The sequence below is a fragment of the Micromonospora sp. NPDC005237 genome (assembly GCF_040607775.1).
Lineage (GTDB): Bacteria > Actinomycetota > Actinomycetes > Mycobacteriales > Micromonosporaceae > Micromonospora.
Genome location: NZ_JBEXHJ010000001.1, coordinates 453,100 through 470,146 on the forward strand (window position 1 = coordinate 453,100; position 17,047 = coordinate 470,146).

The window sequence follows — 17,047 nt, forward strand, 5'->3', positions numbered from 1 at the left end:
TCAGCCGGCGGCCAGCTCCGCCAGGGCGCGCACCGACTTCCAGTTGCGGGTGGTGGCCACCACGCCGAGCTTCTTCTCCAGGTAGGCGTTGGTGAACTTCGTCCGGCCGTAGCCGCCGTCGGGGAAGTGCAGGAAGACCTCCCGGCCGGTCACCGTGAACGACACGTTCTCACCGCCGGGCACGGCGAGCGCGTCCACCGTGGCCTTCGCCGGAGGGGTCGCCAGGAAGGCCACCAGCAGGAGCTTCGGATCGTCCTCGACCTCGGCGTACGGGTTGCCACCCGCCACCGCCGCCAACTCCCGGCCGCTGCGGACCAGCACCGGCACGGTCAGCCCCAGCTCGTCGGCGAGCGCCCGCTCGATGCCGGCGGCCAGCTTCTCCGCGTCGCGCACGGTGCTGCCGAAGGCCACGTTGCCGCTCTGCAGGTACGTCTCGACGTGCTCGTGCCCGAGGTCGGTGACGATCCGGCGCAGGTCGGCCATGGCGAGGCGGGTGGTGCCGACGTTGACTCCGCGCAGCAGCGCGACGTACCGGGTCATGGCTCCTCCTGGGTGCACGGCCGACCGGCTCAGCGTAGGTCGGGCGGCCACGGTCCGCCGGGAGCCACCAGGCCCGTTTCGTGTACGACAAGCGGCGCCCCCCGACAGGCCGCTCTGGCCGCTACCGTCGATGGATGCGATTCGCGCGCCCGGTCGGGCTGCTCCTGAGTGCCGCCGCCGTGCTGCTCTGGGCGGTCGGCATGACGGTGTGGCAACCGTTGACCGAGCCGATCGGCCCGTGGTCGGAGCGGCTGCCGGGCAACAACGCCTACTGGGCACGGGATCTGCGGTTCGTGGCGATCGTCGCGATCGTGCTCGGGCTGCTGCTGGCCGGCCGGGGGCAGCTCCGGTGGAGCGCTCCGGCGGTCGTGCTCGGCGGGCTCTGGATCGCGGCCGACGTGGCGATCGACCGGGCCGACCCGGGCGGCACGGGGTCGACCATCCTGCTCGCCGTCTACGGTGCGGCGGTGCTCGGGGTGCTGGCGGCCGTCCTCTCGTGGCGGGACCGCGGCCGGCCCCCCACCACCGACCGGCGGGTGTTGACCGGCACGGCCTGCGTGGCAGGGGTGCTGGCGGTGGTGGCCGCCGGCATCGAGTCACCGACCGACCGGGAGCCGGAGCTGACGCCGGCGGCCTTCGCCACCGGCGTACTCCTGGTCGCCCTGACCGTCGTCGTCGCCCTGGCGGCGGCACCGGCCCGCACCCGGGGGCGCTGCCTGCTGGCCGTCGGGCTCGGCGCGGTCGCCATCGGCGGTGTCGCGCTGGGCCGGACGGTCCCGCCCGGCCCGCGCATCCTGCCGATGATCGCGCTCGGCGGGGTGCTGCTCACCGGCGTCACCCTGCTGGCGTGGGACTGGCCGGGCGGTCGGCCGGTGTGGCGGCGGCACGCGCTCGCCGGTCTCGCCGCCCTGGTGGGCCCGGTGTCGATGCTGCTGGTCGCGACCGTTGCCATGATGGTCCTGCTCCCGGTCGGCGCGACGTTCACCGCGCTGGCCGGCAACAGCCCGATCAACTCCGCCGACTCCGATCTGCTGCTCTCGCTGGCCGGGCTGCTCGCCGGGCTGGGAATGGCGCTGCTGCTGGCCTGGCCGACCGTCGACAACCGTCGCCGCTAGCTACTCCACGACCGGCAGCACGACCTCGTTGCGGCGCAGGAACCACGGCTTCCACGGTGGGTCGAAGCGCACGTACCGGATCGCGCCGGTCGGTTGCAGCCCGGCCGCGGTCACCGACCGGCCGAGCATGGTGGCCCGCTGACTGAACGCCTGCTCCGTCCACCGCCCGGAGAACCGCATCGCCGCCGCCAGGCGTGCCGGAACCTCGCGGATGCGCACCCGGGTGTCCACCGGCTCGGGCAGGGTGGCAGTGGTGAAGGTGGCCGGCATGACGAACTGGATCAGGTACGCGCCCGGCCGCTCACCCTCGATCTGGACCACCGGCACGGTCATGGCGATCTTCTCCGAGTCGCTGGCCGCCGACATCACCGGCCCGGCCGAGCCGATCGGGTGCCGGGCCCGGTTGGCGCCCCCGATGTAGGCGGCCAGCGGCCGGAACGCCTCGATCGGGGCCCGGGTGAACGACGCCTGGATCTGCACCTCGGCCACCAGGTGAGCCGGGTAGCGGCGCAGCTCGAAGCCGGGGTGTCGGGACACCACCCGGTACGGCTGCTGCTCGGTCATCGCGCGCTCCCAGGATCTCCTGGGACAGACGCTACCGCCCCTCCCGCTCCCGCTCGGCCGAAGTCGGTTGTCCCGCACCGGGGACGACGACCCGCCAGTACTGGCGTTTGCCCTCGTCGCGCAGCACCACCCCGAGCCGGCCCAGCTCCCGCCACAGCTCCCGGGCGTCGTCGCGGCGGTCCCGCTCGATCGCGCGCTCCCGGGCACGCAGCAGCGCGTCCGCGCCGGCGGGCAGACCGGGCAGGTCGGGCACCCACAGCCGATACGCCGACCGGTGGGGATCGTCGTCCGCCCAGGCCCAGCCGTGCGCCCGGAACGCGGCGGCGAGCCGGGCGGCGGGCAGGTCCGTCGACTCCCGGACCAGTTCCGCCCCGTCGGGGTCGAGCAGCACCAGGTGCTTGTCGGCGACGAAGACGACCCGGGTGTCGGCGCGTGCGACGGTCCGGTTCTGGTCGGCGCGGCGCAGCCGGACCTGCGCCGCGTCGACGCTGACGATCAGCCGTTCGGCGGTGCCGATCCCGGCGAGGACCAGGCCGGCCAGGGCGCCCACGGCGATCGTGCCGGCGGTGGCCTGCGGCTCGGGCAGCCGGTCCAGCCACTCGACGAGGTCGCTGAACGGCACCCAGGGCAGCCGGGCGAGCCAGCCTGTCGTCGCCGCGAGGAGCCATCCGGCCCCCGCGCCGAGCAGCGGGAAACCACCCCACAGGACCGCCAGCTCCAGCGGCCCGCCGCTGACCGTGGTGCGCGGACGGTAGCCGGCCAGGTCCATGGTCAGGACACCTCGCGGCGGAGCGTCCGGACCAGGCCGACGGCCAGTGGCAGGACCATCCAGACCAGCAGGGACACCGCCATCCGCCCCCACTGCTCACCGGTGAGCGCGTCGCTGCTGAACAGCGGTTCCATCGTCTTGTTGGTGTCCAGCCAGCCGGATGGGCCGCGCAGGGGCCGGACCATCTCGCCGAGCACCGCCCACAGGGTGGGCAGCAGCAGATACCCCACGATCGCCAGCGGTGGATTGAGCAGCAACAGACCGAAGGCCGCACCCATCAGCACGCTGGCGACCTGGAGGATCGCCGCGTTCAGCAGCAGCGACCAGTCGAACTGCCAGGTGCCCGCGCCGCCGGTGGCGGACGCCACGAGCGTGCCGACGGCGGCGACGGCCAGGCTGGCCAGCACCGAGGCGAGCGCGGTGAGCAGCACGGCGATCAGCTTCGCCCCGATCACCCGCTCACGGCGGGGCACCAGGGCGTACGTGGTGAGGGCGGTGCGTTGCGACCACTCGCTGGTGATCGACAGGATGCCCAGCACCGGCAGCAGCACCGACACCGGCAGCAGCGACGGGACGAAGAAGTTGAGGAACGTCTGGTCGGCGTCCTTGGCGTAGATCAACTGGAGCGTGACGATCACGGCGGTGACCAGGCCGATGGTGATCAGCAGCCAACGGCCGGCCCGGGTGTCGACGAGCTTGCGCAGCTCCACGGCGGTGAGCCGGAGCAGCGACGGACGGCGTACCGCCGGGTGCTGCCGGGGCGCGACGGCGCCGGCGGCGGGTGCGGTGGTGGTGGTGGTGGTCATCGGACGGCCTCCTTGGTGGACTCGCCTGCGGTGAGGGTGAGGAAGAGCTGTTCGAGCCCACCGCTGCCGGCGGGGCGCAGCTCGGCCAGGGCGACGCCCGCGTCGGCGGCGGCCTGGCCGACCGTCTCGGCGTCGGCCTGCACGAGCAGCCCGTCGGTGCCGTCGGTGGCGCTCAGACCCGCCGCGCCCAGTGCCCGGCGCAGTGCCGCGCCGTCGCGGGCCCGCACGAGCGTGCCGCCGCCGGCGAGCAGTTCGTTCTTGTCGCCCTGGGCCACGATCCGGCCGCCCCCGATCACCACCAGCCGGTCCGCGACCGCCTCCACCTCGCGCAGCAGGTGGGAGGAGAGCAGCACGGTGCCGCCCCGGTCGGCGAAGTCGCGCAACAGGCCGCGCATCCAGAAGATCCCCTCCGGGTCCAGGCCGTTGGCCGGCTCGTCGAGGATCAACACCCGGGGGTCGCCGAGCAGCGCGTGCGCCAGCCCGAGCCGCTGGCGCATGCCCAACGAGTACGCCCGTACCCGACGCTTCGCCGCCACCGCGTTCAACCCGACCAGGTCGAGCTTCGCGGCGACCTCGCGCCCGTCCAACCCCATGGTGTACGCGGACAGCGTCAACGCCTCGCGGCCGGTGCGCCCGGCGTGCTGGGCGGAGGCGTCCAGCAGCACCCCGACCTCGCGCCCCGGGTTGGGCAGGTCGCGGTAGGGGCGCCCGGAGACGGTGGCCCGGCCGGCCGTCGGCGCGGTGAGCCCGCAGATCATCCGCATGGTGGTCGACTTGCCGGTGCCGTTGGGGCCGAGGAAGCCCGTGACCGTGCCCGGTTCGCACTGGAACGACACGTCGTCCACCGCCGGGTGTGGCCCGTATCGCTTGGTGAGGTTCTCCACGGTGATCATGCCGACGAGCGTGCCCGCGCCACCCGGCCATCCGCTGCGGCCGCCGGTCGGTGCCGTACCGACCTTGGTCGACGCTCCGGTCGATACTTTGGTAGCTGGCTGCCGGTGCCCGTTGCTGCCTAGCATGGGCGCGTGACCAGCCTCGCCGTACCGGAACACCCCTGGCTGCTGCCGGGGGAGCTGGTCGTGCCGGGCGAACGTGACCGGGCACACCCGCGCCGCACCACCCGCGACTGGGTCGTGGACGGCCTCGCGTTCCTGGCCGGGCTGCTCTGGGTGCTGTTCACCACCGTGGACGCCCTGTCGCCCGCCCCGGAGACGGCGATTCCGCTGCCGCACGACTGGATGGTCGGCGTGGACGCGCTGCTCGGGCTGGCCTGCTGCGGGCTGCTCTGGGTGCGGCGACGGTGGCCGCTCGGGTTGGCGGTGGCCACCCTGCCGCTGAGCGCGTTCTCGCTGGCCGCGGCCGTCCCGCTGCTGATTTTCTACTTCACCGTCGTGGTGCACCGCCGCACCGCCGTCGCGATCGCGCTCACCGGTGCCGGCCTCGTCACCAACCTGGTCTTCAGTTGGACGCGCCCGGACCCGAGCTGGCCGTACTGGGCCACCGTGGCGTGGGGTGCGGTGATCACGATCGCCGTGCTGGCCTGGGGGATGTTCGTCCGGGCCCGGCGACAGTTGATCGTGTCGCTGCGGGAGCGGGCCGAGCGGGCCGAGGCCGAGCAGCAGTTGCGGGTCGCCCAGGCCCGGCACCTCGAACGCACCCGCATCGCCCGGGAGATGCACGACGTGCTGGCCCACCGGATCTCGCTGCTGAGCCTGCACGCGGGCGCGTTGGAGTTCCGCCCCGACGCGCCGGCCGACGAGGTCGCCCGCGCCGCCGGGGTGATCCGGGGCAGCGCCCACGCCGCCCTGCAGGACCTGCGGGAGGTCATCGGTGTGCTCCGCGCCGACGGCGGCAACGTCGGCGACGCCCCCGAGCCGCCGCAGCCCACCCTCGCCGACCTGCCCGCCCTGATCGCGGAGTCGCGCGCGGCCGGGATGCGGGTGAACGTCACCGACACCGTCGTCGCGCCGGCGGCCGTGCCGGCGGCGCTGGGGCGGGCCGCGTACCGGATCGTGCAGGAGGGCCTGACCAACGCCCGCAAGCACGCGGCCGGCGCGGCCGTCACCGTGGACGTGGCCGGTGGTCCGGGCGCCGGGCTGACCGTGGCGATCTCCAACCGGTGGCCGCTGGGCACGCCGGCCGGGGCTGAACCGCCGGGTGCCGGCGGTCTGCCGGGCGCCGGCACCGGGCTGGTCGGCATCACCGAGCGGGTCACCCTGGCCGGAGGCCGGTTGGCGCACGGGCGGGACGAGGCTGGCGACTTCCGGTTGGCCGCCTGGCTGCCGTGGCCGGCGTGACCGGGCCGTCCGGCGGGGCCGGGGAGGCCACCGCGCCGGTGCGGGTGCTGATCGTGGACGACGACGCGCTGGTCCGGGCGGGGCTCTCGATGATCCTCGGCGGCCTGCCGGACCTGCGGGTGGTGGGCGAGGCGGCCGACGGCGGCGAGGTTCCGGCGGCGATCGCCGCGTACGCCCCGGACGTGGTCCTGATGGACATCCGGATGCCCCGGGTCGACGGGCTCACCGCCACCGAGGCGCTCCGCGCGCGACCGAACCCGCCGGAGGTGCTGGTGCTGACCACCTTCGACGCCGACGAGCAGGTGCTGCGGGCGCTGCGCGCCGGCGCGGCCGGTTTCCTGCTCAAGGACACCCCTCCAGCGGACATCGTGCACGCGGTACGCCGGGTGGCCGCGGGGGAGGCGACGCTCTCCCCGACGGTGACCCGCACGCTGATCGACCACGTGACCGCCGCCGCCCCGGGTCTTGCCGGCCCGGATCCGCGTCGCGAGCGGGCGCTGCGGCTGCTCGGCGGGCTCAGCGAGCGGGAGCGTCAGGTGGCGGTCGCGCTGGGGCGGGGCCGCACCAACGCGGAGATCGCGGGGGAGTTGTTCATGAGCGTGGCGACGGTGAAGGCGTACGTCTCCCGGCTGCTGGCCCGGCTGGATCTCAACAACCGGGTCCAGGTGGCCCTGCTCGTGCACGACGCCGACCTCGTCTGAGCGCCCGTTAGGGGGACGATTAGGGGGCCGGGGGTTGAACTTTCATCCGATGCCGGCCGTACCACTGCCCGAGGATGTCGGTGCGGTGAATCCGCCGTACCGCTGCCGAGCTGCGGGAGGCCTGCCGTGCGTGTTGGTGAGCAGTCGACGGATCCCATCGACCAGGTGCTGGGTGAGGTGCCGCTGCCGGCGCCACTGACACCCGAGGATGTCCGGCTCGCGGTCCGGGCGGTGGTCGTGCACACCGCCGAGGAGTGGCCGACCGGGCCGCTGTGTCGCAACGACGGCGCCTCCTACCCGTGCCGACTGCACCGGTGGGGGCGTCGGGTTCTGGAGACACACGGGCTCAACGAGCGGCAGATCGAGGCGTTGATCCAGCACGGCAACCCGTTCGTGCACGTGCCCTTCCCGTTCACCGCGACCGGGCCGTCGTCCGCGCGTCCCGCCGGCGCCCGGCCGGCGGCGACCGCCGGCTATCCGGCGCCGGCTCCGGGCCGCGCTGGGCTGCCGGCGCGACACCAGGCCGCGCGGGTCACCCCTGCGGGGGTACGACCTGCCTCTGCCGGCCGGCCGGTGACTCCCCCCGTCACCGCGCCGCGCTGGCCCCGGGCTAGCTGAACGGCGTTACCCCCGCCCGCCCTGTCCGGGGCGACACGACGTCGGCCCGACGCGGAGATTCCCCACCCGCGCCGGGCCGACGTCACACCGGCCGGCTCGTTCAGTCGTTACCGGCGCCGACGCCGCAGTCCGGCGCGGACCAGCTCGTCGTGTTCGAGCTGCGGTCGCTGTTGTTCTCGCGCCGCGAGTCGACGTGCACGTGGTCGTCGTGGTCGGGGTAGCCCGGTCCGTAGATCCCGCTGAAGCCGTTGTCACGGGCGCTCTTGGCCACCCGGCAGAGCGAGGACGTCCGCGAGGTGACGTCGGCGGCGTTGCCGTACAGGTGCTGGCTGTCCGACGCGCCACCGACCTGGTTGTTGCAGGCGCGGCTGCGGAATCCGCTCGACACGTTCAGCGGCTTGTCGCCGAGGCTCTTGCGCAGCGCCTCCAATTTCCACATGGTGCGCAGCGCGTTCTGCTTCGTCTGGTCCGCCGACAGCGGACCGCCGCTCCACCCGCTGCCGCCGCAGCCGTTGTCCAACTCGTTGTAGGTGAAGTGCGCGGGTGTGCAGTCGTCGTCCTGGAGCTGGTACAGCTTGGCGTAGGTCTGCGGCCCCGCGATGCCGTCGGCGCGTAGCCCGTACGCCTGCTGGAACCGCTTGACCGCGGCGGCGGTCTTCGGTCCGTAGCGACCGTCGTTCTCCACGATGTCCCGGTAGCCGGCCCAGCCGGCGACCCGGATCTGCAGCTGACGGACGTCGTCGCCGGAGCGCCCCTGGTAGAGGTTGCGGTTCCACGTGTAGCAGCCGTCCGCGTACGCTGCCGGCGCGGCGACCACCGACGCGATCGCTGCCCCGGGCAGTGCCAGGGCGAAAGCGACAGCAACTCGCTTCAAGGTGTTTACGCGCACAGAAGTCCTCCCGATAGGAGAGCGAATGGGGTTGCTTCGGGACATCGACCGGGACGTCCCGTGATTTCCACCCTCGCACTGATCCGTGCGCTACGCGGCGATTAACGGGAATTGTCCTCACGATTCGTTGTTTCTGGGCGTCGGCTGTGAATTCGACTGATTTGCGAAACAGCCATTTCCCCCTGATCGACCCGGTGGCGCAAGAACCACACCGAACGTCGCATTCGGCCACACCCAGGGTGATGTTCCTCGCCCGTCGGGGGCCGGTAACGTCAGCCCCGGGCGACGGACTGGCGGAGGTGCACGTGGCACGCGGTGGCGTCTTCTGTGTCGAGGGTCAGTGGCACCGCGACCTCAACGAACGCGGTTCCGTGCTGCCCACCCTCGAACTGCTGGAGCGGCTGGGCAAGATCCGCTTCATCCACAAGGACGCGGCCACCCGCGACGAGCTGTTCTACTTCCTGGACCGCTGGCTGCTCAAGCAGTACGCCGACCACCGCGTCGGCTTCTTCGCCATGCACGGCGAGCCGAGCCGGCTCTGCCTCACCGACTGGCAGTCGGTGGAGCTGAACGAGGTGGCCGAGTTGATGGCCGGCCGCTGCGAGGGACGCCGGCTCTATTTCGGCAGCTGTTCGGTCCTCCGCGCGTCGGACGCGGTGTTGCGCGAGTTCCTGGAGGTCACCGGGGCCGCCCTGATCTGCGGTTTCACCCGGGACGTCGACTGGGTCGAATCGGCCGCCTTCGAAACCGTCCTGCTCGACGTGCTGGCGAACGGGCAGCGGCACAATGCCGCCGAACTGCGGATGGGCTCCGCGCACTGGGCGCCGCTGGCGTCGTACCTCGGCTTTCGGGTGATCTATGCCAACGGCCGGGCCTGGCGCCCGGCCGGTCGGCCCCGCGTGCCCACCCAGGCGGTGCCCCGCGCCGCCGCCGGCCCCCGCTGATCCGCCGCGGCCGACCTGCCGACCTGCCGCCCGGCCGACCTGCCGCCGCTGGTCGGTGGCCACCCTGGTAGGAACGAGTGATGGCGCCCAGCATCGCGAAGAACACCCGGGTCGACCGGGACACCCTGCTCGACTTCCTCCGGCCTCGGCACCGTGTCGTGCTGATGACCACCCGGGCCGACGGCCGCCCGCAGTCCTCCCCGGTCTCCGCCGGCATCGACGGCCAGGGCCGGCTCGTCGTGTCCACCTACCCCGAGCGGGCGAAGGTGACCAACATCCGTCGTGACCCCCGGGTCTCGGCCTGTGTGCTGTCCGACGACTGGAACGGCCCCTGGGTGCAGCTCGACGGCACCGCCGAGGTGCTGGACCTGCCCGAGGCGCTGGAGCCGTTGGTCGAGTACTTCCGCAGCATCTCCGGCGAGCACCCGGACTGGGACGACTACCGGGCGGCCATGGTGCGCCAGGGCAAGTCGCTGATCCGGGTCACCATCGACGCCTGGGGCCCCATCGCCACCGGCGGCTTCCCGGCCCGCCTCGCCGACTGACCGCGCCTATTCAGTACGCGGCGGTGGCCGCCACCCCAGGTCCGGCGGCGCTCGAACCCCTGAGCGCGCCCGCACCCGCCGGATGGGTTGGCGTGCTGTAGAGCTGCCCCGAATATGGGGCGGGCGATGGCGGCGGCGCGTCCGTCGTGCCCCATATCTGGGGCAGCTCTACAGGGGGCGAGGGGAGGTCGGTTCGGCGGCTCGACCGTCGGTTGCCGCAATGGTCAGTACGCGGCGGTGAACCGCGCGTTGACGTACCGGGGCTGCTCGATCTCGTCGACGATCGCGACCGCCAGGTCCTCGTAGGTGAGCACCGACCGGCCCTGGTCGTCGGTGACCGGCTGGTCGGTGCCGGTGCGGTAATGCCCGGTGCGCTCGCCGGGGTGGAACTCCAGCGGCGGCGGTGAGACGTAGGTCCAGCTCACCCCGTCGGCGGCGGTGCGGTAGTAGTCCAGGGCGTCGGCCTGGCCCAGCGCCGCGTCCCGATACTGCTCCGGGAAGTCCGGCTCGTCGAGGATGCGGGTGCCACGTGGCGTGAGCAGGGTGGACCCGCCGCCCAGGTGGATGATCCGCGGTGCGGCCGGCATCGACCGCAGGGTGGTCACCAGGTTCTCGGCGGCGCTGCGCCACAGCCCGCGCTCGCCGCCGCCGATCGCCACCACCAGCGCGTCCGCCTCCGGCGCCAGGTCCCGGACACTGCGCTCGCTGGTGGCGTCGCCGGTGACCGTCCGCACCCCCGCCGGCAGGTACGACGTGGCCTCCGGGCGGCGGACCGCTGCGATCACCCGGTGCCCACGGTCGGCCGCCTCGGCGGTGACCCGCGACCCGGCGGTGCCGCCCGCGCCAAACACGACGATGGTGCTCACCAGCCCAGGCTAGGGCCGACTCGCCCCGGAGATGCCGTAATGGCGAACCCGGCGGGGCGTTCGGGGGAACGTCGGACTGGCGTGGATCGACTACGGTGAGCCGAGCATGATCCATTGACCTGAACGGGGAATCCATGAAGCACCTCTCCGCCCGTCGCCGGCTGCTCGCCTGGACAGTGCCTGCCGCCCTGGCGCTCGCCGTCGTCCCGGCCCTGCCGGCTGAGGCCGCACCGGTCAACACGCCGACCACCGCCATCACCGGCCCGGTCGACAAGGACCTCAACGGTGACGGCGTACCGGACCTGGTGACCGCCGGCGGCACCACGACGGGCCTCGACTCCGGCGTCTGGGCGGCGCGGGGCCGGATCAACGCGACCACCGGCGTCGGCACCGGCCGGGTGAAGGTCCCGGCGGTGAACATCGGCATCTACGGCAACGGCGTCACCGGCAACGAATCGCCGGCCGACTTCGACGGCGCCCAAATGATCACCGGCAGGTTCTGGGGCACCGCGAACCAGGACTTCCTGGCCTACTACCCGGGTGGCGACAACGCCGGTGGCGGCGTCATCATCAAGGGTGTCGGCGACGGAACGATGGCCAAGCCCTACAACGCCTCGGTCAGTCTCGCGCGCGAATTCCTGGCCGACGACTACGGCAACACTCCGATCCAGCTCGTCAACGGGTACGTGGCGGACGGCGTCGGCGACGACATCCCTGACCTGCTCGGGATCGTCGGCGACACGACGAACGGCTACCGACTGGCCTACTACCCGAGCGTCTGGGCGGCGGGCCTCTACTTCAGGGTGGCGTTGAACACCGCCACCCCGACCGGCGGCAGTGACTGGCAGAACTGGACCCTGGCCAGCACCGAGTTGGCTTCGGGGGTGGCACTGGTGCTGCGCAACGCCACGACCGGCGACCTGTACCTGTGGCACGGCGTCACGATGGCCGACAACGGCGACGGGACCGGCACGCTCGCCTACACCCAGTACCGGCTCGCCTCGGGCTGGAACACCGGTGCCGCGATCAGCAGCCTCGTCGCCGCCGACCTGAACGCCGACGGCGTGGTTGATCTGTGGGCGGTGTCCCCGGACGGCAGTGTGCGGGCGTACCTGATCTCGAACCTCTCCGCCACCCGGCCGGCGAAGATCCGCGCGATCCAGGCGCAGCAGCTCGGCTGAGCCGCGGTGCGGGCCCGCCGTGTCGACGGGCCCGCACCGGTCAGTCGACCCGGGCGGCGTAGACGAGCTGGCGCAGCTGGGAGCGCAGCGGGTACGTGCTCGACGGCATGAGCTGGGTGAACAGCAGTGCGGTGATCTCCTCGGCCGGGTCCACCCAGAACGCCGTGCTGGCGACCCCACCCCAGTAGTACTCGCCGACGCTGCTCGGCACCCGGCTCGGGATCGGGTCCTCGACCACCGCGAAGCCGAGGCCGAAGCCGATCCCGTCGAGGGTGGTCTCGGCGAAGCCGCCGGTGGACAGGGTGCCCAGATCCTGCCCGCCGGGCAGGTGGTTGCGGGTCATGAAACGCACCGTGCGCGGCCCGAGCAGGCGTACGCCGTCCAGCTCGCCGCCGCGCAGCAGCATCTGCGTGAACCGGTGGTAGTCGGCGGCGCTGGAGATCAGGCCACCGCCACCGGAGAGCAGGCCGGGCTTGTGGTGCGCGAGCGTGCCGAGCCGGTCGTAGCGGACCGCCCGCCCGCTACGCGGATCCGGTGCGTAGAGCGCGGCCAGCCGCTCGGCCTCGTCGCCCTCGACCCACCAGCGGGTGTCCGTCATGCCCAGCGGGCCGAAGATCCGATCGGCGAAGAAGGCGTCCAGGCTCTGCCCGGAGACCACCTCGACCAGCCGGCCGAGCACGTCCGTGGCGACCGAGTAACCCCAGGCCGTGCCGGGCTGGAAGAGCAGAGGCAGCTCGCCGAAGGCCGCGCAGGCGGTGGCCAGGTCGACGTCCGCCGGCGGGTACAGGTCGTAGCCGGCCGCCCGGTAGAGCCCGTCGACCACCGAGGTCTGCATGAAGCCGTACGTCAGGCCGGCGGTGTGGGTGAGCAGGTGCCAGACCCGGATCGGCTCGGTCGCCGGCACGGTGTACGGCTTGAGCGCCGAGCCCTTCGAGTAGACCCGCAGGTCGGCGAACTCGGGCAGCCAGCGGCTGATCTCGTCGGTCAGCTCGAAGCGGCCCTCCTCCCACAGCATCATGGCGGCGACCGAGGTGACGGGCTTGGTCATCGAGTAGATCCGCCAGAGCGTGTCGGCTTCGACCGGGGCGCCCGACTCCCGATCTCGCAGGCCGTACGTCGAGGAGTGCGCCACCTCGCCGCGCCGGGTGACCACCACCTGCCAGCCGGCCAGCCGGCCGTCGTCGACGTACCCGCCGAAGTGCTCGTCGATCCGCGCCAGCCGCGCCGGGTCGAAGCCGATCTGATCGGGGTCCTTGCTCCGCGCCACACTCACGTCGCCGAACCTACTCGCCGGTACGCCCCCGCCGGAAGGGGCCGCCCCCACCGGGCCGTCCCGAGGCGTCGGTGGGCGGCACTAGCCTGGCCGGATGCCGGAGTTGACCGAGGACATGACCTTCCGCCACGAGGACTGGTACGCCGAGGAGCTGGCCGACCGCCAGTTCGTGGCGTGCGAGTTCTTCGACGTGGACCTGACCGAAGCGGTCACCCGTGGTGCGGTCTTCACCGGCTGCACGTTCGGCAACGTGCAGTTCAACGCGTCCCGGCACCTCGACTCGGCGTTCACCCGCTGTGTGTTCCGACGCTGCAACTTCTTCGAGGCCGAGTTCACCGGCTGCAAGCTGGTCGGGAGCAGCTTCGTCCAGTGCGAGCTTCGTCCGTTGCGGGTCGACGGCGGCGACTGGTCGTTCGTCGCGCTGCCCGGCGCGGACCTGCGCGCCGCCTGGCTGAGCGGCGTGCGGATGCGCGAGGCCGACCTCACCGGGGCCAACCTGACCGGTGCCACGGTGACCGGCGTCGACCTCTCCGGGGCACAGCTGCACAACTGCCGCCTCGGCGGCGCCGACCTGCGGCGCAGCGACCTCACCGCGTTGGATCCGACGTCGGTCGAACGGGCCGGCGCCATCGTGGACGCCGAGCAGGCCCTCGTCATCGCGCAGGCGCTCGGCTTCCGGATCGGCTGACGCGGGGTCGCTCCCGGTCGATCGATCGCGGGATCGCCGGCCGTCCCATACCGTCCCGATCCGGACTGGACACGCCAGCCTGTCCCGATTTAGCGTGTCGACCACGCCCGTGCAAACGTGAAGCGACCCACAGTGGACGGTCGATCCCGTCGCGTGCGGTGGTGGCCGGGCGGCGGACTGGAGGGGTCGGTGGCGGACGAGGACCGTACGCGGGCGGATTCGCGGGCCGGGGACGAGTCGACCGGCCGACCGCCGTCGCACCGGCCGCGGGCCGTCGCCCTCGGGCTGAACCACCGGGCGCTGCGCCGGCTCGCCCGCGCCCGACAGCGGCGGCTCTGGGCGCTGGAAGGGCTTGGCGCACTCGTCTGCCTCGTGCTGCTCGTCGCGTACGTCGGCACTCGGTCCGGCCCGGAGTCGGACGATGGTCCGGTCGGTGGCTCGGGTGGCGTGCCCGCCGGAGCCACCCGACCGTCCGCCCTTCCGGCCGCCGACGGGCACGCCACCGATGCCGGGCCGGCGCAGCCCGGTCTGCGCCCCCGGGAGCGGCCGCCCTCGCCCGAGCCGCCACCGTCGACGAGCGCGCCCGCCCCGCCGCCGAAGAAGCCGGGGGCGTCGCCGCTGTCGGTGAGCCGCGCCGAGGTGCCCGCCGAGGTCGACCTCACCGCCGTGGGCACCCGTGACTGGATGCACTGGGGGCTGCGCGGCGGCAACTCGACCGTTCGCAAGCGCGCCGGCTCCGGGGAGATCGTCGACGGTGGTGGGAAGGGCACCCGGGTCGGTTGGGACGGCAATCAGGAGGTCGTCCGCTGGTCCGACGGCGCACCCGAGCGGTCCGATCGCGGCAGTTCCAACGGCGTCTACACCTGTGGCGTGGGCAACGGGTTCACGCTGACGGTCGCCGGCAGCGGGGCGCCGCGCACCGTCCAGCTCTACGCCGGGATCTGGATGGCACGGGGTCGGCTGGACGCCCGGCTGTCCACCGGGGGGCCGGTCAGCACCGTACGCCTGGAGGATCCGTACACCAGCCAGAGCGCCCAGTTCACCATCCGCTTCGAGCTGCCGAAGAATGCCCGGTTGGTGCTGACCTGGACCGTCGAGAAGGTCTTCACCGAGCACTGCGGCAACGTCGGCCTCCAGGCCGTCGCGCTGCGCTGACCCGTCCACGTGGCGGGACAGTTTGTCCGTCGCCCTCGGTCGACAGCGACGTAACTTTCTGCTGTCCCCGTCTCACCTTCCACTGTGGAGGCAGCGCAGATGAGCAGCAGTACCGCCCACCGCGTCCGTCCCGCCGTCTCCTCCGGCGCCGATGAGCTGCCCGGCGAGGGGCTCCGCGACATTCCCCTGCCGCCGTACGTGACGGGCGAGGACGCCCAGTTCGCGGTGCGCGCGGTGGTGGTGCACGCGCCCCGGCGCTGGTCCGGCGGGGTGGTCTGCCGCAACGACGCCAGCCCGCACCCGTGCCGGCTGCACCGCTGGGGCACCCGGGTGCTGGCGCTGCGTGGATTGCGGGCCGCCGAGATCGCCGCGCTCATCGAGCGCGGCGACCCCGCGGCGGTGCCCCCCACACCGAACCGCCCGGCCTGACCCCGCAGTCAGGCCGGGCCGATTCCCGGCCCTCGGTCAGCAGGTGATCGGCTTGACCCAGGAGCACTCCACGCCCTCCGGCGTACGCGGCGTCTCCGGCACCGCGGGCGGCGCGACCCGTGCCGCACTCGCGCCGTCGTCCCGATGGCCGGCCAGCGCCACGGCGATCTGGTCCTCCAGCGGCTTGACCGACGCCGTCAGGTAGTTGTTCAGCAGGATGGAGAACGCCAGCAGGTGGCCGTCCGCGCTGGTGACGTAGCCGGACAGCCCGGAGACGCCGGTGAGGCTGCCGGTCTTGGCGTGCACGTTGCCCGCCGCCGGGGTGCCGGCCATGCGGCTGCGCAGCGTGCCGCCGACGAACCGTTCCGGCTGCCCGGCGATGGGCAGCGCCGCGTACCAGGTGGGAAACCAGGGCTCGGCCCGGACGGCGGCCAGGAGGTCGACGAACTCCGCCGCCGGCACCAGATTGCGCCGGGACAGCCCCGAGCCGTCGCGCTGGCGCAGCGTTCCGGTGTCCATCCCGGTGTCGGCGACGTACTCGCTGATCGCGGTGAGGCCGGCGGACCAGGTGCCGGCGCCGGAGAGCACGCGGCCGATCTCCTTGGTCAGGACCTCGGCGTGCCCGTTGTTGGAGAGCTTGAGGAACGGCGTCATCAGCTCACCGAGGCTCATCGAGTCGTGTCGGGCCACCGGGTGGGCCGTCTCCGGGGTGGGCTGGCCGAGCACCGTCCGGCCGAGCACCCGCACGCCGTGCCGGTGCAGCGCCGCCCGGAAGACGTCGGCCGCGTAGCCGGTGGGCTCCCAGACGGTCACCCAGTCGCTGGCGGGCGCGTCGCCGAGGGCGATCTGACCGGTCACCACGATCGTGTTGCCGCCGTGTTCGCGTTCGATGGAGATCGAGGTCTCGCCCTCGCTGACGGTCTCGGCGCGGTTGTCGATGCGGACGTAGCCGGTGGGCGGCGTGGTGCTGACCACCGGCCTGGCGCCGGCCCGGTCGGCCGGCGCGGCGTGCACGATCACGGTGCCCGCGTCGTAGTCGGTGTCCGGCGCGACGGTCAGCGCGGAGACCTGCGCCGCGTAGTAGTAGGGCTCGTCGTCCCAGGTCCAGTCGGGGCCCAGCCGTGTGCTGTCGTAGCGGGTGTCGTCGGCGATCAGGTTGCCGGTCACGACCCGGACGCCGTCGGCGGCGACCTGCGCGGCCAGGGCGTCGTAGTCGGCCGCGAGCATGGTCGGATCACCGCCGCCGCGCAGGTACAGGTTGCCGGAGAGCAGACCGGCGCGGCGCTTGCCGGTGGTGTGGACGTCGGTGCTGAAGTGGTGCCCGGGGCCGAGCAGCTCCAGGGCGGCGGTCGAGGTCAGCAACTTGGTGTTGGAGGCCGGGACCAACCGCCGGTCGCCGTTGCGGTCGTAGAGCGTCTGCCCGGTGCTGGTGTCGACTACGACCACTGACGTCTGTGCGCCGGCCAGCCGACTGTCGGCGAGGATCGTGTCGATGGTGGCGCGCAGTCGGGTCGTCGCGGGGGTGGGCGACTCGGCGGTGGCGCCGGACGCGCCGACGGTGGCCGCGGTGACGGCCAGCGCGAGCAGCGCGACAGCGCGCGGAAAGAGACGACGATGCATGCGTCGATGCTGTCACGAAGATAATCGCCAGAGAAGAGCCTCGGCCG

Annotated in this window: 19 protein-coding genes; 10 read left to right on the forward strand and 9 right to left on the reverse strand. The window is 73.0% G+C overall.

The genetic code is table 11. The annotated features are described in order from the left end of the window. Positions 1–540: a DUF1697 domain-containing protein gene (locus ABZT87_RS02225; protein WP_355133054.1), complete on the reverse strand. Its 540-nt coding sequence runs from the start codon at positions 538–540 to the stop codon at positions 1–3. Between the two features lie 134 nt (positions 541–674). On the opposite strand from ABZT87_RS02225, the gene ABZT87_RS02230 reads away from it, so the two are divergent. Next, entirely contained in the window at positions 675–1,655 is a 981-nt protein-coding gene (locus ABZT87_RS02230) for a hypothetical protein (protein WP_355133056.1), read from the forward strand. Here the strand turns inward: ABZT87_RS02230 and ABZT87_RS02235 are convergent, their stop codons facing one another. Genes ABZT87_RS02235 through ABZT87_RS02250 form a run of 4 tightly spaced genes read right to left on the reverse strand, consistent with a single transcriptional unit; the run spans position 1,656 to position 4,687 of the window. After that, entirely contained in the window at positions 1,656–2,219 is a 564-nt protein-coding gene (locus tag ABZT87_RS02235) for a heme-binding protein (protein ID WP_354855848.1), read from the reverse strand. Between the two features lie 31 nt (positions 2,220–2,250). Continuing rightward, entirely contained in the window at positions 2,251–2,988 is a 738-nt protein-coding gene (locus ABZT87_RS02240) for a hypothetical protein (protein WP_355133058.1), read from the reverse strand. A 2-nt stretch (positions 2,989–2,990) separates the two neighbouring features. Beyond that, on the reverse strand, positions 2,991–3,794 hold the full coding sequence (locus tag ABZT87_RS02245) for an ABC transporter permease (RefSeq protein WP_355133060.1): 804 nt from the start codon (positions 3,792–3,794) through the stop codon (positions 2,991–2,993). After that, positions 3,791–4,687, reverse strand: coding sequence for an ATP-binding cassette domain-containing protein (locus tag ABZT87_RS02250; protein ID WP_355133062.1), 897 nt, complete (start codon positions 4,685–4,687; stop codon positions 3,791–3,793). The genes ABZT87_RS02245 and ABZT87_RS02250 overlap by 4 nt, the downstream gene beginning before the upstream one ends. Before the next feature lie 132 nt (positions 4,688–4,819). On the opposite strand from ABZT87_RS02250, the gene ABZT87_RS02255 reads away from it, so the two are divergent. The 3 genes from ABZT87_RS02255 to ABZT87_RS02265 all read left to right on the forward strand — a co-directional run bounded on the left by ABZT87_RS02255 (position 4,820) and on the right by ABZT87_RS02265 (position 7,410). Beyond that, positions 4,820–6,091 (forward strand): histidine kinase, encoded by a 1,272-nt coding sequence (locus tag ABZT87_RS02255; protein ID WP_355133064.1) that lies wholly within the window; start codon positions 4,820–4,822, stop codon positions 6,089–6,091. After that, a complete protein-coding gene (locus ABZT87_RS02260; RefSeq protein ID WP_355133066.1) occupies positions 6,079–6,792 on the forward strand; it encodes a response regulator transcription factor in 714 nt (237 codons plus the stop codon). Before ABZT87_RS02255 ends, ABZT87_RS02260 begins: the two co-directional genes overlap by 13 nt. A gap of 126 nt (positions 6,793–6,918) precedes the next feature. Beyond that, positions 6,919–7,410: a hypothetical protein gene (locus tag ABZT87_RS02265; protein WP_355133068.1), complete on the forward strand. Its 492-nt coding sequence runs from the start codon at positions 6,919–6,921 to the stop codon at positions 7,408–7,410. 100 nt (positions 7,411–7,510) lie between these two features. Here ABZT87_RS02265 and ABZT87_RS02270 read toward each other — a convergent pair whose 3' ends face one another. After that, positions 7,511–8,299, reverse strand: a complete 789-nt coding sequence (locus tag ABZT87_RS02270; protein ID WP_355133070.1) for a D-Ala-D-Ala carboxypeptidase family metallohydrolase — start codon at positions 8,297–8,299, stop codon at positions 7,511–7,513. Positions 8,300–8,604: 305 nt separating this feature from the next. On the opposite strand from ABZT87_RS02270, the gene ABZT87_RS02275 reads away from it, so the two are divergent. Then, positions 8,605–9,243, forward strand: coding sequence for a hypothetical protein (locus ABZT87_RS02275; RefSeq protein WP_354855840.1), 639 nt, complete (start codon positions 8,605–8,607; stop codon positions 9,241–9,243). An 80-nt stretch (positions 9,244–9,323) separates the two neighbouring features. Beyond that, positions 9,324–9,788, forward strand: a complete 465-nt coding sequence (locus tag ABZT87_RS02280; protein ID WP_354855839.1) for a PPOX class F420-dependent oxidoreductase — start codon at positions 9,324–9,326, stop codon at positions 9,786–9,788. A 224-nt stretch (positions 9,789–10,012) separates the two neighbouring features. Here the strand turns inward: ABZT87_RS02280 and ABZT87_RS02285 are convergent, their stop codons facing one another. After that, complete coding sequence (locus ABZT87_RS02285) at positions 10,013–10,654, reverse strand: NAD(P)H-binding protein (protein ID WP_354855838.1); 642 nt, start codon at positions 10,652–10,654, stop codon at positions 10,013–10,015. Between the two features lie 134 nt (positions 10,655–10,788). Here ABZT87_RS02285 and ABZT87_RS02290 point away from each other — a divergent pair, with 134 nt between their 5' ends. After that, complete coding sequence (locus ABZT87_RS02290) at positions 10,789–11,835, forward strand: hypothetical protein (RefSeq protein WP_355133072.1); 1,047 nt, start codon at positions 10,789–10,791, stop codon at positions 11,833–11,835. Between the two features lie 40 nt (positions 11,836–11,875). On the opposite strand, the gene ABZT87_RS02295 is transcribed toward ABZT87_RS02290, so the two are convergent. Beyond that, positions 11,876–13,108: a serine hydrolase domain-containing protein gene (locus ABZT87_RS02295; protein WP_355133074.1), complete on the reverse strand. Its 1,233-nt coding sequence runs from the start codon at positions 13,106–13,108 to the stop codon at positions 11,876–11,878. 94 nt (positions 13,109–13,202) lie between these two features. Between ABZT87_RS02295 and ABZT87_RS02300 the strand changes: the two genes are divergently transcribed. The 3 genes from ABZT87_RS02300 to ABZT87_RS02310 all read left to right on the forward strand — a co-directional run bounded on the left by ABZT87_RS02300 (position 13,203) and on the right by ABZT87_RS02310 (position 15,380). Then, positions 13,203–13,796: a pentapeptide repeat-containing protein gene (locus ABZT87_RS02300; protein ID WP_355133076.1), complete on the forward strand. Its 594-nt coding sequence runs from the start codon at positions 13,203–13,205 to the stop codon at positions 13,794–13,796. A gap of 189 nt (positions 13,797–13,985) precedes the next feature. Further along, positions 13,986–14,951, forward strand: a complete 966-nt coding sequence (locus ABZT87_RS02305) for a hypothetical protein (protein WP_355133078.1) — start codon at positions 13,986–13,988, stop codon at positions 14,949–14,951. A 99-nt stretch (positions 14,952–15,050) separates the two neighbouring features. After that, complete coding sequence (locus ABZT87_RS02310; RefSeq protein WP_355133080.1) at positions 15,051–15,380, forward strand: hypothetical protein; 330 nt, start codon at positions 15,051–15,053, stop codon at positions 15,378–15,380. A gap of 36 nt (positions 15,381–15,416) precedes the next feature. Here the strand turns inward: ABZT87_RS02310 and dacB are convergent, their stop codons facing one another. Continuing rightward, the gene (dacB, locus tag ABZT87_RS02315) at positions 15,417–17,000 is read right to left on the reverse strand and encodes a D-alanyl-D-alanine carboxypeptidase/D-alanyl-D-alanine-endopeptidase (protein WP_355133082.1); all 1,584 of its coding nucleotides are present in this window, start codon (positions 16,998–17,000) and stop codon (positions 15,417–15,419) included. Between the last annotated feature and the right edge of the window lie 47 nt (positions 17,001–17,047).

Bases quoted from the DNA above. Each gene is read 5' to 3' on its own strand.
- dacB (WP_355133082.1), bottom strand. From the start codon at position 17,000: ATGCATCGTCGTCTCTTTCCGCGCGCTGTCGCGCTGCTCGCGCTGGCC.
- ABZT87_RS02225 (WP_355133054.1), bottom strand. From the start codon at position 540: ATGACCCGGTACGTCGCGCTGCTGCGCGGAGTCAACGTCGGCACCACC.
- ABZT87_RS02235 (WP_354855848.1), bottom strand. From the start codon at position 2,219: ATGACCGAGCAGCAGCCGTACCGGGTGGTGTCCCGACACCCCGGCTTC.
- ABZT87_RS02280 (WP_354855839.1), top strand. From the start codon at position 9,324: ATGGCGCCCAGCATCGCGAAGAACACCCGGGTCGACCGGGACACCCTG.
- ABZT87_RS02230 (WP_355133056.1), top strand. From the start codon at position 675: ATGCGATTCGCGCGCCCGGTCGGGCTGCTCCTGAGTGCCGCCGCCGTG.
- ABZT87_RS02300 (WP_355133076.1), top strand. From the start codon at position 13,203: ATGCCGGAGTTGACCGAGGACATGACCTTCCGCCACGAGGACTGGTAC.
- ABZT87_RS02250 (WP_355133062.1), bottom strand. From the start codon at position 4,687: ATGATCACCGTGGAGAACCTCACCAAGCGATACGGGCCACACCCGGCG.
- ABZT87_RS02290 (WP_355133072.1), top strand. From the start codon at position 10,789: ATGAAGCACCTCTCCGCCCGTCGCCGGCTGCTCGCCTGGACAGTGCCT.
- ABZT87_RS02245 (WP_355133060.1), bottom strand. From the start codon at position 3,794: ATGACCACCACCACCACCACCGCACCCGCCGCCGGCGCCGTCGCGCCC.
- ABZT87_RS02310 (WP_355133080.1), top strand. From the start codon at position 15,051: ATGAGCAGCAGTACCGCCCACCGCGTCCGTCCCGCCGTCTCCTCCGGC.
- ABZT87_RS02240 (WP_355133058.1), bottom strand. From the start codon at position 2,988: ATGGACCTGGCCGGCTACCGTCCGCGCACCACGGTCAGCGGCGGGCCG.